The 16,212-nt window shown below is 46.2% G+C and carries 15 protein-coding genes; 8 read left to right on the forward strand and 7 right to left on the reverse strand.

Annotated elements, in window-relative coordinates; translation table 11 throughout:
- Positions 1 to 355: 355 nt before the first annotated feature.
- The 4 genes from QUA90_RS06070 (at position 356) to QUA90_RS06085 (ending at position 3,324) form a co-directional block, all read left to right on the forward strand.
- Entirely contained in the window at positions 356 to 499 is a 144-nt protein-coding gene (locus QUA90_RS06070; RefSeq protein ID WP_333444372.1) for a DUF1016 N-terminal domain-containing protein, read from the forward strand.
- Between the two features lie 111 nt (positions 500 to 610).
- A complete protein-coding gene (locus QUA90_RS06075) occupies positions 611 to 2,245 on the forward strand; it encodes a hypothetical protein (protein ID WP_333444374.1) in 1,635 nt (544 codons plus the stop codon).
- A gap of 42 nt (positions 2,246 to 2,287) precedes the next feature.
- Positions 2,288 to 2,785 carry a DUF4365 domain-containing protein gene (locus tag QUA90_RS06080; RefSeq protein WP_333444376.1) on the forward strand — a complete coding sequence of 166 codons (498 nt, stop codon included), beginning with the start codon at positions 2,288 to 2,290 and terminating at the stop codon, positions 2,783 to 2,785.
- Positions 2,782 to 3,324, forward strand: a complete 543-nt coding sequence (locus QUA90_RS06085; RefSeq protein ID WP_333444378.1) for a hypothetical protein — start codon at positions 2,782 to 2,784, stop codon at positions 3,322 to 3,324. The genes QUA90_RS06080 and QUA90_RS06085 overlap by 4 nt, the downstream gene beginning before the upstream one ends.
- A 24-nt stretch (positions 3,325 to 3,348) precedes the next feature.
- Here QUA90_RS06085 and QUA90_RS06090 read toward each other — a convergent pair whose 3' ends face one another.
- The 4 genes from QUA90_RS06090 to QUA90_RS06105 form a co-directional block, all read right to left on the reverse strand.
- Positions 3,349 to 4,164: an alpha/beta hydrolase gene (locus tag QUA90_RS06090; RefSeq protein WP_333444379.1), complete on the reverse strand. Its 816-nt coding sequence runs from the start codon at positions 4,162 to 4,164 to the stop codon at positions 3,349 to 3,351.
- Positions 4,165 to 4,196: 32 nt separating this feature from the next.
- On the reverse strand, positions 4,197 to 5,396 hold the full coding sequence (locus QUA90_RS06095; RefSeq protein ID WP_333444381.1) for an FAD-dependent monooxygenase: 1,200 nt from the start codon (positions 5,394 to 5,396) through the stop codon (positions 4,197 to 4,199).
- A 220-nt stretch (positions 5,397 to 5,616) separates the two neighbouring features.
- Positions 5,617 to 6,213, reverse strand: a complete 597-nt coding sequence (locus QUA90_RS06100) for a Uma2 family endonuclease (RefSeq protein ID WP_333444383.1) — start codon at positions 6,211 to 6,213, stop codon at positions 5,617 to 5,619.
- A 67-nt stretch (positions 6,214 to 6,280) separates the two neighbouring features.
- A complete protein-coding gene (locus tag QUA90_RS06105) occupies positions 6,281 to 6,697 on the reverse strand; it encodes a VOC family protein (protein WP_333444385.1) in 417 nt (138 codons plus the stop codon).
- A gap of 378 nt (positions 6,698 to 7,075) precedes the next feature.
- Between QUA90_RS06105 and QUA90_RS06110 the strand changes: the two genes are divergently transcribed.
- Together QUA90_RS06110 and QUA90_RS06115 are read left to right on the forward strand one after the other, a co-directional pair.
- Positions 7,076 to 7,450: a response regulator gene (locus tag QUA90_RS06110; protein WP_190659809.1), complete on the forward strand. Its 375-nt coding sequence runs from the start codon at positions 7,076 to 7,078 to the stop codon at positions 7,448 to 7,450.
- 239 nt (positions 7,451 to 7,689) lie between these two features.
- Entirely contained in the window at positions 7,690 to 9,015 is a 1,326-nt protein-coding gene (locus QUA90_RS06115; protein WP_333444388.1) for a HAMP domain-containing sensor histidine kinase, read from the forward strand.
- A 327-nt stretch (positions 9,016 to 9,342) separates the two neighbouring features.
- On the opposite strand, the gene QUA90_RS06120 is transcribed toward QUA90_RS06115, so the two are convergent.
- Both QUA90_RS06120 and QUA90_RS06125 read right to left on the reverse strand, forming a co-directional pair.
- Positions 9,343 to 9,879, reverse strand: a complete 537-nt coding sequence (locus QUA90_RS06120; RefSeq protein WP_333444390.1) for a GrpB family protein — start codon at positions 9,877 to 9,879, stop codon at positions 9,343 to 9,345.
- An 83-nt stretch (positions 9,880 to 9,962) separates the two neighbouring features.
- Entirely contained in the window at positions 9,963 to 10,433 is a 471-nt protein-coding gene (locus tag QUA90_RS06125) for a GNAT family N-acetyltransferase (RefSeq protein WP_333444392.1), read from the reverse strand.
- A 279-nt stretch (positions 10,434 to 10,712) separates the two neighbouring features.
- On the opposite strand from QUA90_RS06125, the gene cax reads away from it, so the two are divergent.
- Together cax and QUA90_RS06135 are read left to right on the forward strand one after the other, a co-directional pair.
- The gene (gene cax / locus QUA90_RS06130) at positions 10,713 to 11,834 is read left to right on the forward strand and encodes a calcium/proton exchanger (RefSeq protein ID WP_333444394.1); all 1,122 of its coding nucleotides are present in this window, start codon (positions 10,713 to 10,715) and stop codon (positions 11,832 to 11,834) included.
- Between the two features lie 1,120 nt (positions 11,835 to 12,954).
- Entirely contained in the window at positions 12,955 to 15,027 is a 2,073-nt protein-coding gene (locus tag QUA90_RS06135; RefSeq protein ID WP_333329394.1) for a serine/threonine-protein kinase, read from the forward strand.
- A gap of 283 nt (positions 15,028 to 15,310) precedes the next feature.
- On the opposite strand, the gene QUA90_RS06140 is transcribed toward QUA90_RS06135, so the two are convergent.
- Positions 15,311 to 15,949: a transaldolase family protein gene (locus QUA90_RS06140; protein ID WP_333329397.1), complete on the reverse strand. Its 639-nt coding sequence runs from the start codon at positions 15,947 to 15,949 to the stop codon at positions 15,311 to 15,313.
- Positions 15,950 to 16,212: the final 263 nt, after the last annotated feature.

A 16,212-nucleotide genomic window follows, 5' to 3' on the forward strand; every position in this document is an offset into this window, starting at 1 on the left:
TTTGGCAATAAATCTTGGCGGTTGTGGATATCGGTTTAATGCCCGATCGATTTATAGAATAAGAGTTTTGCCAGAGTTTCGCATCATACTTTAGGTGCTTTTTACCTAAGTTCTGGAGAAGTTAGGCCAGTTGGGTTAGGGCGGGGCAGATTTGCTGCAAATGTACTTTCCAGAAGAGTTGTAACACTTGTGCGGAGTCAAAACGCAACAAAAAAGCAAAACGGTAAGTGTTAGGTTTTAACTCCTGAGAGGTATGTGAGGGCGGAGGCATTGGAGGAGGAGGAGGGTTTGGACGAGAAGATGCTGCATTTGACGGCGAAGTGAGAAAAAAAACTAGGTTTCTGGCGACAGCCTTGTGCAAGCACCTCTTGCACAAATTCCTTGGGGGCATAATCTCCGCATTCTGAATGCTGTGAAAGCTCCTGTTGAGCGCGAGTGCTACATTCGCTATACTATCGAGCAAGGATGGAGTCGAAATGTGTTAGTTCATCCTATCTGATGAATCAGGAGAAAGCTCGCAGGTTGGCAGTTATTCGTGAGGTAAAATCACCAAGTATTTTTAAGAATAAAATCGAGTTAAACAAATAGAAAAAATGCCAGGAGTAATGACATGAGTTCCAATAACAACAATAACGGTGTCAATAACAATTGGTTCTTAACCCACATTGACTATGAAGGAGAAGGACGGGCTGAGTTTGAAAATCCTAAAGGATATATCGAAGGAAGGGTTAAAATTTACTTTGATGAATTTGGTAATTCCAGTATTGAAATGAACGTAGCCAAGTACCATACTGAACAGCCCCTCAGCTTTAATTGTATAGAATTCTTTAATGCAGATCCCGCCGAGGAAGAGGGTAGTTTCTCTTCTACCAATCGTTTTGGAAGCAACCCGTGTAAAAGTTTAACTGTCAATACTCCTGATGGAACCTATTCCGCACAAGGAAGTATAGTCTACAACCCTATCAGTAGTTTGGGCGGGGATAACACGAGAGTTGAATTTTATTTGGTTCCTTCATATTTTGACAATATAAATGCTGAACTTCCTAAATATTGGGTATTTCCAATATTTAACTTAATCTCAGATTTTACTCAGCTAAATTCACAGCTTGATTGCCATCCCCTGCGTATTCTTCCCAGGCTTGACGATGCAGAGAATACTACATGGACACCATTATTCAGGAAGCTTTTTTTCAATATTCATCGTTTAATTGTCTTTGATTTCAAAGGAACTAAGGGATTTATTCAACAATTGCTTGATTTTAAGGAACGTAAAAAAAATCTGTACTCTGGTCAGGTGCAACGTACAATCACAGCGGTAATGGTTGGGGAAGTTGGCTCTGAATCCATTGACATAGATAAAGTGACGAACTGGCTACCATTCGGTCTTCTCCCTTTACTGAGTCTTGCTACTGGTTCTGAGGTAGGAATTCCTTGGATTGAATTTAGAGATGCTAATGGTGGGCTTGTCCGACGCATCCATAAGAGATTCGGTCAGCCAAAATTTTCAATAGGACACACTACTATTTCGGAACAATATAATCAGGGAACTGGCTATTTACTCACCGGCGCTCAGTCTTCAACGCCTTATGGAAAAGAACCTCTAGGTTCTGTAATATTTGACCTAGTTCAAAGCAGTTCACATAGCCTTACTATTGAAGACAAGCTAAATAAAATTTGTCGAGCCTTTGATTATTTATGTCAGCACTATAAGCTAGACACACAAAATTTACTTCTTGGCTTAGATGATGATTATAAGGAGTTCGTCAAAAAAACTCTTAGGTCTGCGGCACAAGATATTCGTTCTGTGGCACAAGCTGCAAGTGATTCAGGGCAAAGCAAGTTACTTAATAAAATTGCTGATAAAACGATTAACTCTAGCAACATAGACAGGGATTTCGGTCTAGCTGTAACTGACTTACTAAAGCATTTGGGTTTACATGATGCTGACATTATTGATGCCTACTATCAAAGTAACCCACGAGCTGATGGAAGGACTCATTGGAGCAGTGTTCTGTCTAGATATCGTGGAATTGCAGTGCATACGGGTGACTTTAGCTTCCAAGAAAAAACATACGATATACATGATGTTGTAAGAATTACTTATCATTTATACGATATTCTGGTACGCATTGTTTTTAAGATGCTTGGGTATGATCGTACATACCAGCCAATAATAATAAATCAAACCTCACAGCCTGTCGATTGGGTAAAGGCTGATCTTCAAGCCAGCGAATTATGGTATTAACCCACGAATATATTGTTTAGATTTAATCGCCAAAACATTGAAGTGGACATCAACCAACAAAAAGAACAATTCAGCAACATCTACCTGCAAGCTGTCACCACCGTTGCCGGTTATTCCCTCTACAAACCATTCGTAGACGATGACAGCGTAGACTGGGGAGTAGCTGCGAAAGGCGGGACAGGCCCCATTAGAGCACCTCGCTTAGAATTGCAGTTAAAATCTACATCAAGAGATATCCAAGACAATCACTTTATCCGCTACCCCCTCAAGCTCAAAAACTACGACGACTTAAGAATGGATGACTTCGCCATTCCCCGAATTTTAGTTGTCGTTTTAATTCCAGAAACACCCGAAGACTGGTTAACCCAGTCCGAAACAGAACTCTGCATCAGAGGCTGCGGATATTGGATATCCCTGCGGGGAGAGCCAAAAACACAAAACACAAGCACTGTCAACGTAGTCATCCCCAGAACCAACCAATTTACAGTCGCCGCCCTTCAGTCAATTATGGAGCGAATTAGCCCAGGATTTCAACCATGAAAGTCACCGTAAAAGATAGCCAAACTCTCGAAACAATCAAGCTAAATCAACTGAGAAATTACTTACAAACTCACGGCTGGCATGAAGACCAACCTTTTTTAGATAATGCCACACTTTGGCACAAACCAACAGCCGATGCAGAAGAATTTGAAATATTGCTACCTAACCGGGAAAACCTGGGAGATTATGCAGCCCGCATCCGCGAGGCAATCCAAACCCTAGAAAACGCAGAAAATCGCCCTCAATTTGAAATTTTAACCGAACTGCTTACCAGCATTCCCAACACGATTATTCAGGGAATTGTTATGCAAATTCACACTCCCAACACCGACAAATTAAGTGGCGAAATAACCTTAATAGGCGTCATTGCTGACAAATTGCGGAAAATTCAAACTTCACTCGCAGACAAAGATTATATCCTGGCGATTAAAGCTTATCAAGAACGCTTACCGATTCTCTGTAGCGGTGACTTAATCAAAGACAACAACGCCTTCATCCTCAAAAACCCCCACAACTTAACCCTCGATGAATTGTGGTAAAACTAACAGCTTTTGTCATCTATATTAAACACCTTCCAAACAGATATCAAGTTCCCTAGCAAAGGCCTCCGGCGCATCCAGCATCAGCCAGTGTCCAGTATCGGCGATCGTACTTGTCGTCAGTGTGGGACGGAGGATGTGGAGGCTGAACGGAAAAGTGTTTGAGGGAGCAATAATGGCGTGGGCCCGCGTTCCAGGGGCTGCTAGGTAGCGATCGAGAGCATCAACTGCTTCAAAGGCAAACATCCCGCGAGACATTCCAGACAAGCAATCCTGTGGAGTCGCGGCCAAGCAAGCGAGTATCCGATCGCACGTCTGGGCCCTGCTTCCTGTCAGCGCCTCGTTGAAGCTGGTTTCCACAGCATCCCGCCAATCCTCCGTCTCCAGAGCCCTCTGGTAGGGGGCGATCCTTGCCTCGTGCACATCTGCGGGGACTCTGGTAAAATCTCCAGGTGGATCTGCGAGGATCAACTGCGCGATGCGGTGCGGTGCAGCGGCTGCTGTGGCGAGGGCAATACAAGCACCGAAACTGTGCCCGACGATCGCCACTCGATCGAGTCCCAGCCCATCCAGTACCGCGAAAACATCCGCTGCACAGGAGGCGGGCGCATAGTTGCCGTCCTCCGGCGGCGCGGAATCACCGTGTCCCCGCATATCCAGGGCGATCGCCCGTCGGGTACGCGCTAAATTGGCAAGCTGCGCCTCCCAGATGCTCGCAGAAACCGTCATACCGTGCACGAACACCACCGGCAGCGCCTCGGATTCCCCAGCGGTGACAGGGGGGCTGGCTTCGATGATGTGAATATTGCCGATCGGTCCTTTGATAGTTGTCGATCGCATAAAATCTTCTCCTAAATTTGAATTTCCTCTTTTTACACAACCAATTTTACCTGCGTTACTCCTTGGCGCAATTCATACTGTCCTTTCACCCAAAATTGTTTAATTTTTTCACCCAAAAACGGAGCAGCTTGCATCATCAACAAACGCAATAATCCATTTTTTCGCAGTTGTTCACCTTTCCACGCTTCTTGTGCTTGAAGTTGTTGGGCGCGAATAATTTCTGGTTCGCGTTCTGCCTGAATCCGCGATAATGCTAAGTCAATATCCTCGCAATTAGCCCCTGCTTTCAATAAAGGTACAAGGTGATTGGCGGCAACAATGACATCGCGCAAAGCCATGTTAATTCCTTGAGCGCGAACCGGAGACATGGGATGTGCCGCATCCCCCAAAAGTATGATTCCTGGTCGATACCAGCGCGGACAGCGACCAACCACAACAGATAATCGCATCGGAGATTCGATCGTATCGGCACAGTTGCGGAAATGTTCTGCCATCCACGCAGGAGATAGCGATGCGAAAGTTTCTGCCCAGTCTGTGTGTTTCCAATCAGTTTTGTCATCGGCAGATAGCACCCAAGCCAGATGAAGTTTTCCTGATTCTGCCCCATGAAACACACTGAATCCGCTACCGCCATTCAGGATGGAATAAAATACATTATCCGCCACAAACCGAGGATGAGCGGCAAGTTTAAACCACAGAACATCTATACTATTCTGCTGTTTTACTAACTCTAATTCTGCACGCTGTCGTACAACCGAGTTTCTACCATCTGTACCAATGACAAGTGCAGCAGGAATCTCTCGCCCATCTCCTAGCTTTACACCCGCAATGCGATCGTTGCTGTAGAGTAAATCTTTGACCGGCACACCTGAGATAAATTCAAACTCTGGATGCAATTGAGCTTCTACAATTAGTGTTTCTAGCAAAGGCGGTTGAGAAACTAGCGTACAAGGTCGATTTGACCCCATTGGCTCATCAACTCGAAATAGTTGTCGATCGCCCACAACGAACTCCCAGGCATCAATTTGTCGGTGTGGAACACCTTCTAGCATAGTGGATAAGCCCATTTGGGCGATCGCATCCAATCCGCTGGGCATTAACGCTTCACCGCGAAACACTCGGTAGGAATCTTTTGCAGCCTCAACCAACGTTACAGCAATACCTCGTTTCACCAGCAGCAAGGCAAGTGCCGCACCTGTTGGCCCCGATCCCACAATTACAACTTGCGTCATTGCCATTCCCCATTGCTTTTTGCGGATATTGAGATGTCAATGGATTTTAGATTTTAGATTTTAGATTTTAGGTTGAAGCATTGACCCCACGGATAAATTCGGGGGGCAAGTTTCTCGGATACAGGTTTTTTATTTCTCCACGGATGAATCCGGGGGCTTGTATCCTGGATGCTTTCGGTCAACAAAGGTGGTAAAAGGAGGCGCAATCCCCTATTCCCAGCTATTTCTGGAGTGCCTGTTGAAAAGTCTTAACTGCATCAACATGATTCACCATATTGATGCAACGCAACAACAAATCCAAATCGATCCCTTTCACCTCCTCACTACTGGAAACCTTTTCATAATCAAGTGTATTGCCCTCTCCCCGGAGGTGATAAACCTCTAACAATCCATCTTCCCAGAACCACACTTCCTTTATCTTCAGCCGCTTGTATGCCTCCAGTTGGTTAATGCCACCACTGGAAAACACGACCTCGATCGCCAAATCGGGTAGCCTGCGACCAGGAGCAAGTTTATAAGATTTATCGGCCTCTCGCTTGACTTTTCCCGTTTCACTTTCCAGAGTCATCGAGCCAGTTGGAGTAAAGTCAAACCCCGCCATCAGCAAATAAAGCTCCAACAATGCACCAATTCTTTCTTTAACGGTTTCGTGGGGTTCTCCAGGCATTACTTTAATCTCCAAAACTCCCTCCAGGAAAGAAAGTCGATATCCTGGACGGTCTAATAATTGCTCAACTGCTTTGAACTCTCTCCAAGTCAGTCCCTCAAACAGAAGGGGTGATTCTTTTTTGGGTGGTGCGATGATTGCTGCAGTCATTTGATTCTCCAGTCTATTTCCAGATGAGAAACGATCGGGTTTGGAGGGCGATTTGTTTATTATAACTTTAAGTAGCATCCTCCACTGTAAATCCGATTTCTTGCCCGTAGGATAGTTCCAGCGTGTGACCGTCTGGGTCTCGCAAAAAAGCCCAGTAGCCGATCGGATATCCAGAATCTTTTGGTTCTTCAAGCAGCACGCCTTCTTGACGTGCTTTGTCGCAGAGAGAATCCATGTATTCGCGGCTTTTGCAACCTACTCCCAGGTGTGCAAAGGGAGACAAAACCGGATGTACGGAGTTGGTTTGAATTAGCACAATTACAAAAGGGCGAGTGCGATCGGAAAGCCAGACTACAGTAACACCAGCTTCTGCATCGATGCGGCGGTGAACTACTTGCATTCCAGCATACTTGGAGTAGAATTCAATACTGCGATCGACATCAGAAACGGGCAGTGCGATGTGTGTGAGACCGATATCACTCATGGGTTATGTTGCTCCAGTCATATTAGGCTTAACATCAATAATTGCCACTTCCAATCTCATAAATTTAATGAGACGATCGCCACTTCTACCAATTTTTTATGAGGCCCCGTAGAATCCGATCACCCTGGCGCCCCCCGGACGCGGGGGGACAAGAGTCCGATCTTTCGTCCCCCTACTATCAGGGAGATGCGAGGGGGATCGAGATATGTGCAACTTCACATTAAATTGGTATAACCGCTCGTAACTGTCCATCGTTTTGCTGCCTAGTATTTGTAAGCAGCAAAACCTGAGCGGAACCAAGACGATTTACCTCTCAAGGTAGATGTCGGTTAATCCTGCCTTTGAGATACTCCATATGAAATGTAACTATTTATACTCATGCCGCATCTTTTGTTGGTAGACGACGAAGCCCCACTCTGTGAAAGCCTTGCTTACTCACTGAGAAAGGAAGGCTATGAGGTCACTACAGCACCAGATGGACACAGCGCGATCAAACAATTCCACAAGCAAGTACCCGATATCATTCTGCTCGATCTGATGATGCCAGAAGTTGATGGGATGGAAGTGTGTTGGCGTATCCGGGCTTTTTCTAATGTGCCTATACTGATGCTAACGGCTAAAGACCAAGATATGGATAAAGTGTTGGGCTTAGAGGCAGGGGCAGATGATTATGTGACCAAACCCTTCAATACGCAGGAATTGCTCGCACGGATTAAAGCTTTGCTGCGCCGCCATCATGCGGAATCTACTTAAAAGCGATTAAGGCATCCTTCAAGGGTTTGATAGCTCGGTTGGCTCAATCCGTGACCAATGGCGCTAGGTTATGACCACTTGCAACGGATACACCATTTATCCCAGCCATTTTTGAGCCGATGAAACTTTTTGCCCAAGACTCCTTCCCGAGCAGATGGTTAGCATCTCTTCGGTGGAATTCAATCCACACGAAGCTCTTGGCTACCTACCTGCTCCTGATCGTCTTAGGAACCTCGCTTATGTCTGGTTACATCCTATGGACGTTTTATGCCTTTTTCATGCAGTCTCGTCAGACAGATTTAGAAAACTGGGCAACAGCACTGAGCGAGAGCGTTGCAGATGCCCTCGAAGAAAAAGATACGCAACGGGTGCAGATCATTGTTCGGCGCTATGGGGCACCCGCCAATATCGCACTCCGTGTCTTTGATGCCCAAGGTTCGCTGCTAGCCACCTCTAACCCTCAAACAGATCGACAAATCACCAATTGGCTGCCGATACCTGGCATTTCAGAAGCACTACACGGTCATTCGGTGCAGGGCATGGCTAAAGGGGTTTTATCAACGGAGGATCGCCTCTATATTGTCAAACCGATGACTCGCAACGGTCAGATGTTGGGGATATTACGCATCTCGATTACTTTAGAACAGTTTCAGAAACAGTTTGTAAGGGTGATCTGGACAATTTTAGCCGCCCTTGGCATTACCATTCTTCTCTGTACCTTGGTCAGCGATCGATTAGCCCGGAGTCTCTCTAAACCCATTGAGGTGATGCGAAACTTTGCGATTCGCGTGGGTAGAGGACAGTTTGATGACAAACTCCTGATTCGTCAAAGCAATGAACTAGACCAACTCGCAACGGAACTGAATCGTATGAGTGAACGGTTGAAATCGTTGGACAACGAACGCAGAGCCTTCCTAGCGAATGTTTCCCATGAACTGCGGACCCCTGTGAGTAATGTTCAGGTCACCATTGATGCGCTGGAGCGTGGCGCTGTGGATGAGCTGGAGTTGCGCGATCGCTTCTTTCAAACCATCAAAGAGGAGACGAAGCGGCTTTCGGGCTTGATTCACGATTTGCTTGATTTAGGACGCTTAGAAGCGGGTGTCACGCTATTAGAAATCCAAGCCATTCCCTTAGAAAGTGTCATCAGCCGTGCGATTAGAGCAATGGAAGTTCGTATGCAGGCTAAAAACGTGACTGTAGAAGTTGATGTTGCTGACCTTCGGATTATGGGCGATTCGGAACGCTTATTACAGGCTTTTTTGAATCTCTTAGACAATGCGATTAAATACTCTACCCCCAATGCTCGTATTTTCATTGCTGCCTCTGGCAACAAGCAACAGGCTCTGATTTCAATTCGAGACCAGGGAAGCGGCATTCCTGAAACCGATTTACCTCGCATTTTTGAACAGTTTTACACCACGAGCCGCTCTAGTAAGAATGGGGTTGGTCTGGGTCTAGCGATTGCCAGACGCATTATTGAAGCGCATGGAGGCAGTATTACAGCCAGTAGTAAACCCGGTCAAGGGGCTGTATTCACCCTTTCTCTACCCTTAGAATCATAAGTAGTTAATCCCGTTGTCTGGTTCCGTGTCACTTCTTCCACCTGACTCACAGCAGTATTAGTCAAATGGATAGGAAAACCCGACTCTGCCAAATCAGACAATCTAGATTAAATTATCTTTTTATTTAAATAAAAATGTTGTGCTAATTCTTTGTCAGGACATTTGCATTTTTTATAATTATTTAGTAGTCTCTAATACCAATTTAATGTGAAGTTGCACATATCTCTATCCCCCTCGCATCTCCCTGATAGTCGGGGGACGAAAGATCGGACTCTTGTCCCCCCCCCGGACGCGGGGGGCGCCAGGGTGATCGGATTCTACGGGGCCTCATAAAAAATTGGTATTAGCCGCCTTCAGATCCATTGCTTTAATGAAACCATCTTTTCCGTCCATGTACCCTTGAATATTATCAGGGTATTTTTGGGCAAGTTTTCTCTTTAGTTCGCTGTATTGCTGCGCGTCTTCAGGATGGGAAATCATATAATCTCGAAACGCTAAATGCCGCTCTATCTGCGCTGAGTTCACTTCAAACCCGTGAACGTGGTGTGTTCTAATCCCTGCTTCATTACCCTTGCGAAAAAAACGACTGCCCGATATCCCAAACTCACCCATTGCTTCATAACCTAATGCCTCAACTGCTGAACTCTGTACATCAACTTTAGTAATATCTTTAACCTCAACTAACATATCGATGATCGGCTTTGCATGAATTTGTGGAATGGCTGTGCTACCAATATGATGTATAGCAACCACATTGTCCCTAAGTGCAAGTGCAATCAGTTTCGACTCAGTTTCAAAGGCGCTGCGCCAATTTGGATCGTGCGGGACGACTTCTACTTTGAAAAAACCTACTTTTATTGACATGGCTGATAATTATTTGCTTTCTTTGTCATCTCATTGCTTTACGATCGCATTTAACCGAAACAGATTTTATTAGGTCTCATTTTTTACGGGCTGCGCCCAAAGCTCTTAAACATACGGACAACGGGGAGGAACTGACTGTTTGGGAGAGAAATTTCAAACCGCTCAATCACCTGATAGTCAAATTTTGTGTAAAATGGCTCTCCCGCCAGCGTCGCAATCATCTCAACTTGCTTAAATCCAGCACGCTCAGCAGCCATTTCACATACTCGCATAATCTGACTTCCAATTCCTCGACGTGCCCATGCTGGATGAATAAAGAATGCACGAATCTTTGCCGAGTCGCTGTCTGGGTTGAGCAGGCCCTCTTCTGGATTATTTTTGCCTGAATCACCTCCATAAAGCGTTTTACGCTTACTCCAACCACCGCAACCAACAATTTGGTGATTGTTCTCAGGAACAAAGTATGTTTGGTCTAGAATCAGTTGAGTATCAACCCCAAAAACTGTGCCCAGTGCGCCTTCAATCTGCTCTGAACTATAGTAGCTTGCAGGCACAAGCTCTAGCAGAATCAGGAATTAAAGTTGTTAACTTAGGAATGTCTTCTAAGGAAGCTAATCGAATACAAAAATCCATTGAACCGATCGGCTAAACAAATCGCTCTCTTAGTTTGTCACATCCGTGAAAGCGGCAATGCAGCGATCGCCCGTTAGCGAAGCCCTCGAAGAGGATCGCCCACCCCCAGCTTTAAGCCCACACCCAAATATCGAACCCTCCCCCTTTCTTAAACTTTGTGGCAGGCTATGATTGACGGTTGGCAGCTTTTGAGAATCTAAATGCTAAACACAAATACAATAATTTCCAGCCTGCTGTTATTTATCCCAGTTTCCATCGCCGGACACTTTCTCGGCTGGGAATCCTCCACAATCTTCGTCACCTCGGCTTTAGCCATCATCCCTCTAGCCGCCTGGATGGGGACGGCCACCGAAGAAATCGCCGTCGTCCTCGGTGCCAACTTGGGGGGTTTGCTGAACGCTACCTTCGGAAATGCCACGGAACTGATTATCGGCATCGTCGCCCTCAACGCCGGACTAATAGATGTTGTCAAAGCCAGCATCACCGGTTCAATTATGAGTAACCTTTTGCTGGTGATGGGATTGGCGATGCTGCTGGGCGGCTTGCGTTACAAAGAACAAGATTTTCAGCCGACAGTCGCCCGCTTGAATGCTTCAGCGATGAACTTAGCCGTGATTGCCATTTTGGTGCCAACTGCAGTTAATGCCACCTCTATTGGCATCCCTCCGGCAACTATGCAGAACCTCTCTAGCGCTGTTGCTATAGTCCTGATTGTCGTCTACGTGCTGACGCTGCTGTTTTCGATGAAAACCCACAGTTATCTGTACGATGCAGGGGTGGCAGAAATAGAAATGCTGGAAGATTTAGCCGAAAATAACTTAGCACCAGACAGTCCTGACCACAAAGTCAATCTGCCGCTGTGGATTGGGGTGTTGTTGGCCTGTACCCTGATGGTAGCTGTCGAGTCGGAACTGTTGGTGGGTACTCTGGAAGAAGCGACGGCGCGTTTGGGGCTGACATCACTGTTTACCGGGGTGATTTTAGTGCCGATTATTGGCAATGCTGCCGAACATACGACGGCGGTGACGGTGGCGATGAAAAATAAAATGGATTTGTCGGTTTCTGTGGCCGTGGGTTCCAGTTTGCAAATTGCTTTGTTTGTTGCCCCGGTGTTGGTTTTGGCAGGTTTTGTCTTGGGCAAACCGATGGACTTGAATTTCAACCCGTTTGAACTTGTAGCGGTTGCGGTGTCGGTGCTGATCGCCAATTCTATCAGTTCTGACGGCAACTCTAACTGGCTAGAAGGTACTTTGCTGTTGGCAGCTTATACGGTTTTGGCGCTGGCGTTCTACTTCCATCCGGTAATTGAGGGACTTGTTTAAAAGGCTTTCTTCTGCTGAAGGAAGAGGGAAGAGGGAAGAGGGAAGAAGGCCGATTTTTTCACTCCCTCACTCGCCCACTCTCCCACTCTCACTTCTTTCTTCGAGAGTGGTGGTTGCGATCATCGTACAATTGAAATGTGGCTGTTCTCTCGTTATTAGTTCTGGTCTGTTTGTACATTATGTGCTCTGATCAGGGATTTGTGACCTCGATCGGCTATGACAAACAACAAAAGCTTTGACCTCAACCCGATCGTTAGATCGCAGTGCTCCCGGTTATAAAAAAACACGGAATGCTGAAGTCAAGCGAGACTAAAACCTCCCTTGACTTCAGAGACGCTGCAAGATTTAAATCAAGGGTGCTGATGAGTCTTTTACTAGGTGTGCTACGATCGTCATAAGTTGAAAACTGAGTTGGACTTGCATAGCCAAAAAGTTCACCAAAGTTAGTCATACTTAACTTGACTGATTAACATTCTGGGCGATATGATTAAATCAATGCCGAAAAAAAGGCTTAATTATCTGGGAGAGTAAACCGAGCGTGCAAGTCAAAAATGACCAGCCTGTCACAAGGTAGAACGGGAGCCCGCGTTTCGTTAAATTGGTTGAAAATAGTGGATGAATAATGGCTACAAGCTTCAACTAAAATTAATTCAATTAGGGCGTTGCTCCGCCCGAATTAACGCCTGTGGACAAGAAAGAGCCGACTCCCTTGGGTGAAGCAGGAAACAGACCCTTCAGGAGTAATTCTGATTGAATGGTGAGGCTTAAATAAGTTTGGCCAAGTTTGGTGTAGCAGTAAACGACGGTCGATTTAAAACTGACCAGCCTATAAAAAGGTCGAACGGGATACCACGATTCGTTAAATTGGTTGAAAATAATGGTTAAACAATGGCTAAAAGCTTCCACAATAATAAATAGTTGTACAAACTTCAAAAATAGGGTGCTGCTCCACCCGAATTTACGCCTGTGGACAAGTAAGAGCCGACTCTCTTGGCAGAAGCAGGAATCAGACCCTCTAGAAAATACTTCTAGTTGAATGGTAAAGCTTAGATAAGTTTAGCCAAGTTTTGTATAGCAGTGTCAAAGTAAAACTTGATAGAGCAACCTCAATCAGGGTTATGTGGCTTCTGTGAGTTATTGCCTCAATCCCAAATGCCCGAATCCCTCCGATCCAGCCAACTCTGGCAAATCCGTGTGTATCCACTGCGGGTCTGAACTTTTGTTGCAAGGTCGATATCGGCTAGTCGCGCCTCTCGGAGGCGGTGGCTTTGGCCGAACATTTGAAGTGGACGACAACGGCGCCCGAAGAGTGCTTAAAGTCCTGCTCAAAGACCATCCCAAAGCTGTAGAACTTTTTAAGCAAGAAGCCGACGTATTGGTCAGGCTGAGACATCCAGGTATTCCTAAAGTCGATCGCGACGGTTATTTTACATTTACGCCAGCTCACAGCACAGAGTCTTTTCACTGTCTGGTGATGGAGAAAATTGCTGGGGCCAATTTGCAAGACTGGCTGAAACATAGGGGCCGCCCCATCAGTCAAGAACAAGCTCTGAATTGGCTCAAACAACTGTCGGAAATTTTAGACCAAGTTCACCGACTCAACTATTTTCATCGGGATATCAAGCCGCACAATATTATGTGCAAGCCCAACGGGCAGTTAGTGCTGATAGACTTCGGGACTGCTCGGGAAGTGTCGGGGACTTATTTCGCTAAGGTTGGCCAGGGGCAAAATGTGACTGGTATTGTTTCTCCTGGCTACACGCCGCCGGAACAAACTAATGGCAAGGCTGTTCCGCAGTCTGATTTTTTTGCTCTGGGGCGCACTTTTGTTTATTTGCTGACTGGGAAGCCACCGACTGCGTTTCCAGAAAATCCCCGCACGGGCAGATTAATGTGGCGCAAAGGAGCTCCTCAAGTTTCCGACGCCGTGGCTAATGTGATCGATTACCTGATGGCGCCTTTTCCGGGCAATCGACCTCAAAGTCCCCAGATGGTTTTGCAGTGCTTGGAGGAAATTAATCTCGACGACGCAGAAACTCAGGTGCCGACTCAGTTGCCGACGACGGGGCAAACTAAAATTCGCGGAACTTCGGGGCCGTCTGTGGGGACGAAGCAGAGTGCCATGAACCGCCTCAGACCTCTAAATTCGGGATTGAAGAAGCCCGGGCAAGAGGCTTTGGATTGGTGGAAAAATAAGTTGCTGGCGGGCACGGCTGTTTTGATGGTGGGTATTGGCGCGTCTCAAATCTACGGTTCGCTGCGTTACGGGGTGTTTCCGGCAAACCCGGTGTGGCTGCTTTCTACTTTACCTACCACTCATTTTTTGCAAAAAAGTTTGGATAATGTCGGGAGTGTAAATGCGATCGCCCTGTCGCCTGACGGTCAAACTTTGGTGAGCGCCAGCTTTGGGACGATTAGAATTTGGAATGTAAGGACGGGACGCCTGGTGCGGACTCTAAATTCGGTACATTCTAAAAAATCGGTCAACACGCTGGCGGTGAGCCCGAACAGCTCGATTTTGGCCAGCGGCGGCGGCGACAATAATTTGATTCTCTGGGATTTGAAGACGGGGCGACGGATGCGGACGATTGCCGCTCACAAAGCCGCCGTCAATGCGATCGCTTTTAGCAGGGACGGTCAAACTCTGGCTAGCGGCAGCGATGACAAAACTATTCGCTTGTGGAATGTCAGAACCGGCAGCAGGTTGCGGACTTTGAGCGGCCACGCCGGAGGAGTAAACGCGATCGCTTTGAGCCGGGACGGTAACACTCTCGCTAGTGGCAGCCAGGACAAGACTGTGCGTTTGTGGAATCTCGGTACCGGAGAAGTCAGAAGAATTATCACAGGTCACGGGGGCCCGGTTAATGCTGTGGCTTTTAGCCCGAACGGGCAAATTGTGGCTAGTGCTAGCACCGACAATACGATCCGTTTGTCGAACGTACAAGACGGGAAGCGCACCCGCACTTTTAAAGGGCATTCGAGCTGGGTGAGGACGATCGCCTTTAGCGCGGACAGCCGCACTTTGATCAGCGGGGGCGGAGATATCATAGTTTGGGATTTGAAGACGGGAAAAGAAAGAAGCAGTCTTTCTGGTCACAGTCAGTTTGTGAGTTCGATTGCTATTGCCAGAGATAGCAAGACTTTTGTGAGCGGCAGTCCCGATCGCACTATTAAGATTTGGCGAATGCCATAGTCATACTATTTTAGATTTTAGATTTTAGATCTAAGAATTGGTAATGACTGCTTTTGTATGGGTTTGGAGTACGGGTCTACAGTTGCATTGTTTTTTACTGGCATCAGTAGTCATATCAATTTCGGTTGCATTAGAATGATTAAACCGCTCTTGACCCTCTCGACGCAGAGGAATAGAACAGAGGGATGAATAATTCCGATGGTACCGGATTTGACATTATTCAAAACCCCGATCAATTACCCATTACCAATTCGTAATTTTCAAGTTTCACATAAATTGCGTATTATCCAAAAATTCCTCGCCCGTTTTTCGCAAATTCATCCACAGTTTGCTGCGATAATTCATGAACTGCGATCGCCTGCAACACGTCAAAAGGCAATGTCAAATGATGTGCGCCAGCTAACAAAGTTTTTACCGCTTCTTCCGGCGATTTAATGCTAGCTGCCAAAATCTCAGTATTACTTCTCTGCAACACATTTGCCATATCCCGCACTAAGGCAAAACCGTCTCCTAACAATCTGGTGGCGCGATTCACGTAGGCGATCGCATATTTGGCCCCCGCTTCTGCTGAGACAACTGCTTGTGATGCGCTGTAAATAGCTGTCACCGCGCAAGGAATTTCCGGTGACAAATGCGCTACTGCTTGAAAACCAGCCGCCGTTGCTGGAACTTTCAACACTGTTTGCTGTCCAATTAATTCAAAAGCCGCTTTTCCTTCTGCTACCATGCCATCAAAATCAGATGCAGTTAGCTGATAATACACTTCCCCCGGAATAAGTTTTGCCAGTTGTGTGAGCGTCACATCGGGAGCTAAATCGCTTTTTCCCAGGAGGGTTGGATTAGTAGTAATTCCCGAAAGCCAGCCGAACTTGCTCGCCTCTTTTGCTTCGGCTACAATTGCAGTATCGAGATAAATTCCCATCAGCTCTACACCTTTCTTTTCTTAGTTTGTTCTGATTTTCCCGAGGCTTAGTTTCAATTTGATGTTACTGAGCGTCAAATTGATTGTTAGGTATTAACTGTAGCAGATTTGTGAAAACATCGCTAGTAAGTAAAAATAACAATTAAGTGATGGGTATCACGTCAGTTGCTGATTACGATCGCCATCCAAGAAAACTTCGATAGCCAAATGCCGGAAACAAACAATTTATATTTGTAGTATGGGTTATGTATGCAATAACTCAA

The organism is Microcoleus sp. D3_18_C4 (assembly GCF_036702355.1).
In the GTDB taxonomy this organism is placed as follows: domain Bacteria; phylum Cyanobacteriota; class Cyanobacteriia; order Cyanobacteriales; family Microcoleaceae; genus Microcoleus.

What these genes read in the sequence shown, in the direction of transcription:
- QUA90_RS06075 (WP_333444374.1), top strand. Translation starts at nt 611, where the DNA reads ATGAGTTCCAATAACAACAATAACGGTGTCAATAACAATTGGTTCTTA.
- QUA90_RS06105 (WP_333444385.1), bottom strand. Translation starts at nt 6,697, where the DNA reads ATGAGTGATATCGGTCTCACACACATCGCACTGCCCGTTTCTGATGTC.
- cax (WP_333444394.1), top strand. Translation starts at nt 10,713, where the DNA reads ATGCTAAACACAAATACAATAATTTCCAGCCTGCTGTTATTTATCCCA.
- QUA90_RS06110 (WP_190659809.1), top strand. Translation starts at nt 7,076, where the DNA reads ATGCCGCATCTTTTGTTGGTAGACGACGAAGCCCCACTCTGTGAAAGC.
- QUA90_RS06090 (WP_333444379.1), bottom strand. Translation starts at nt 4,164, where the DNA reads ATGCGATCGACAACTATCAAAGGACCGATCGGCAATATTCACATCATC.
- QUA90_RS06100 (WP_333444383.1), bottom strand. Translation starts at nt 6,213, where the DNA reads ATGACTGCAGCAATCATCGCACCACCCAAAAAAGAATCACCCCTTCTG.
- QUA90_RS06095 (WP_333444381.1), bottom strand. Translation starts at nt 5,396, where the DNA reads ATGACGCAAGTTGTAATTGTGGGATCGGGGCCAACAGGTGCGGCACTT.
- QUA90_RS06120 (WP_333444390.1), bottom strand. Translation starts at nt 9,879, where the DNA reads ATGTCAATAAAAGTAGGTTTTTTCAAAGTAGAAGTCGTCCCGCACGAT.
- QUA90_RS06140 (WP_333329397.1), bottom strand. Translation starts at nt 15,949, where the DNA reads ATGGGAATTTATCTCGATACTGCAATTGTAGCCGAAGCAAAAGAGGCG.
- QUA90_RS06085 (WP_333444378.1), top strand. Translation starts at nt 2,782, where the DNA reads ATGAAAGTCACCGTAAAAGATAGCCAAACTCTCGAAACAATCAAGCTA.
- QUA90_RS06115 (WP_333444388.1), top strand. Translation starts at nt 7,690, where the DNA reads ATGTCTGGTTACATCCTATGGACGTTTTATGCCTTTTTCATGCAGTCT.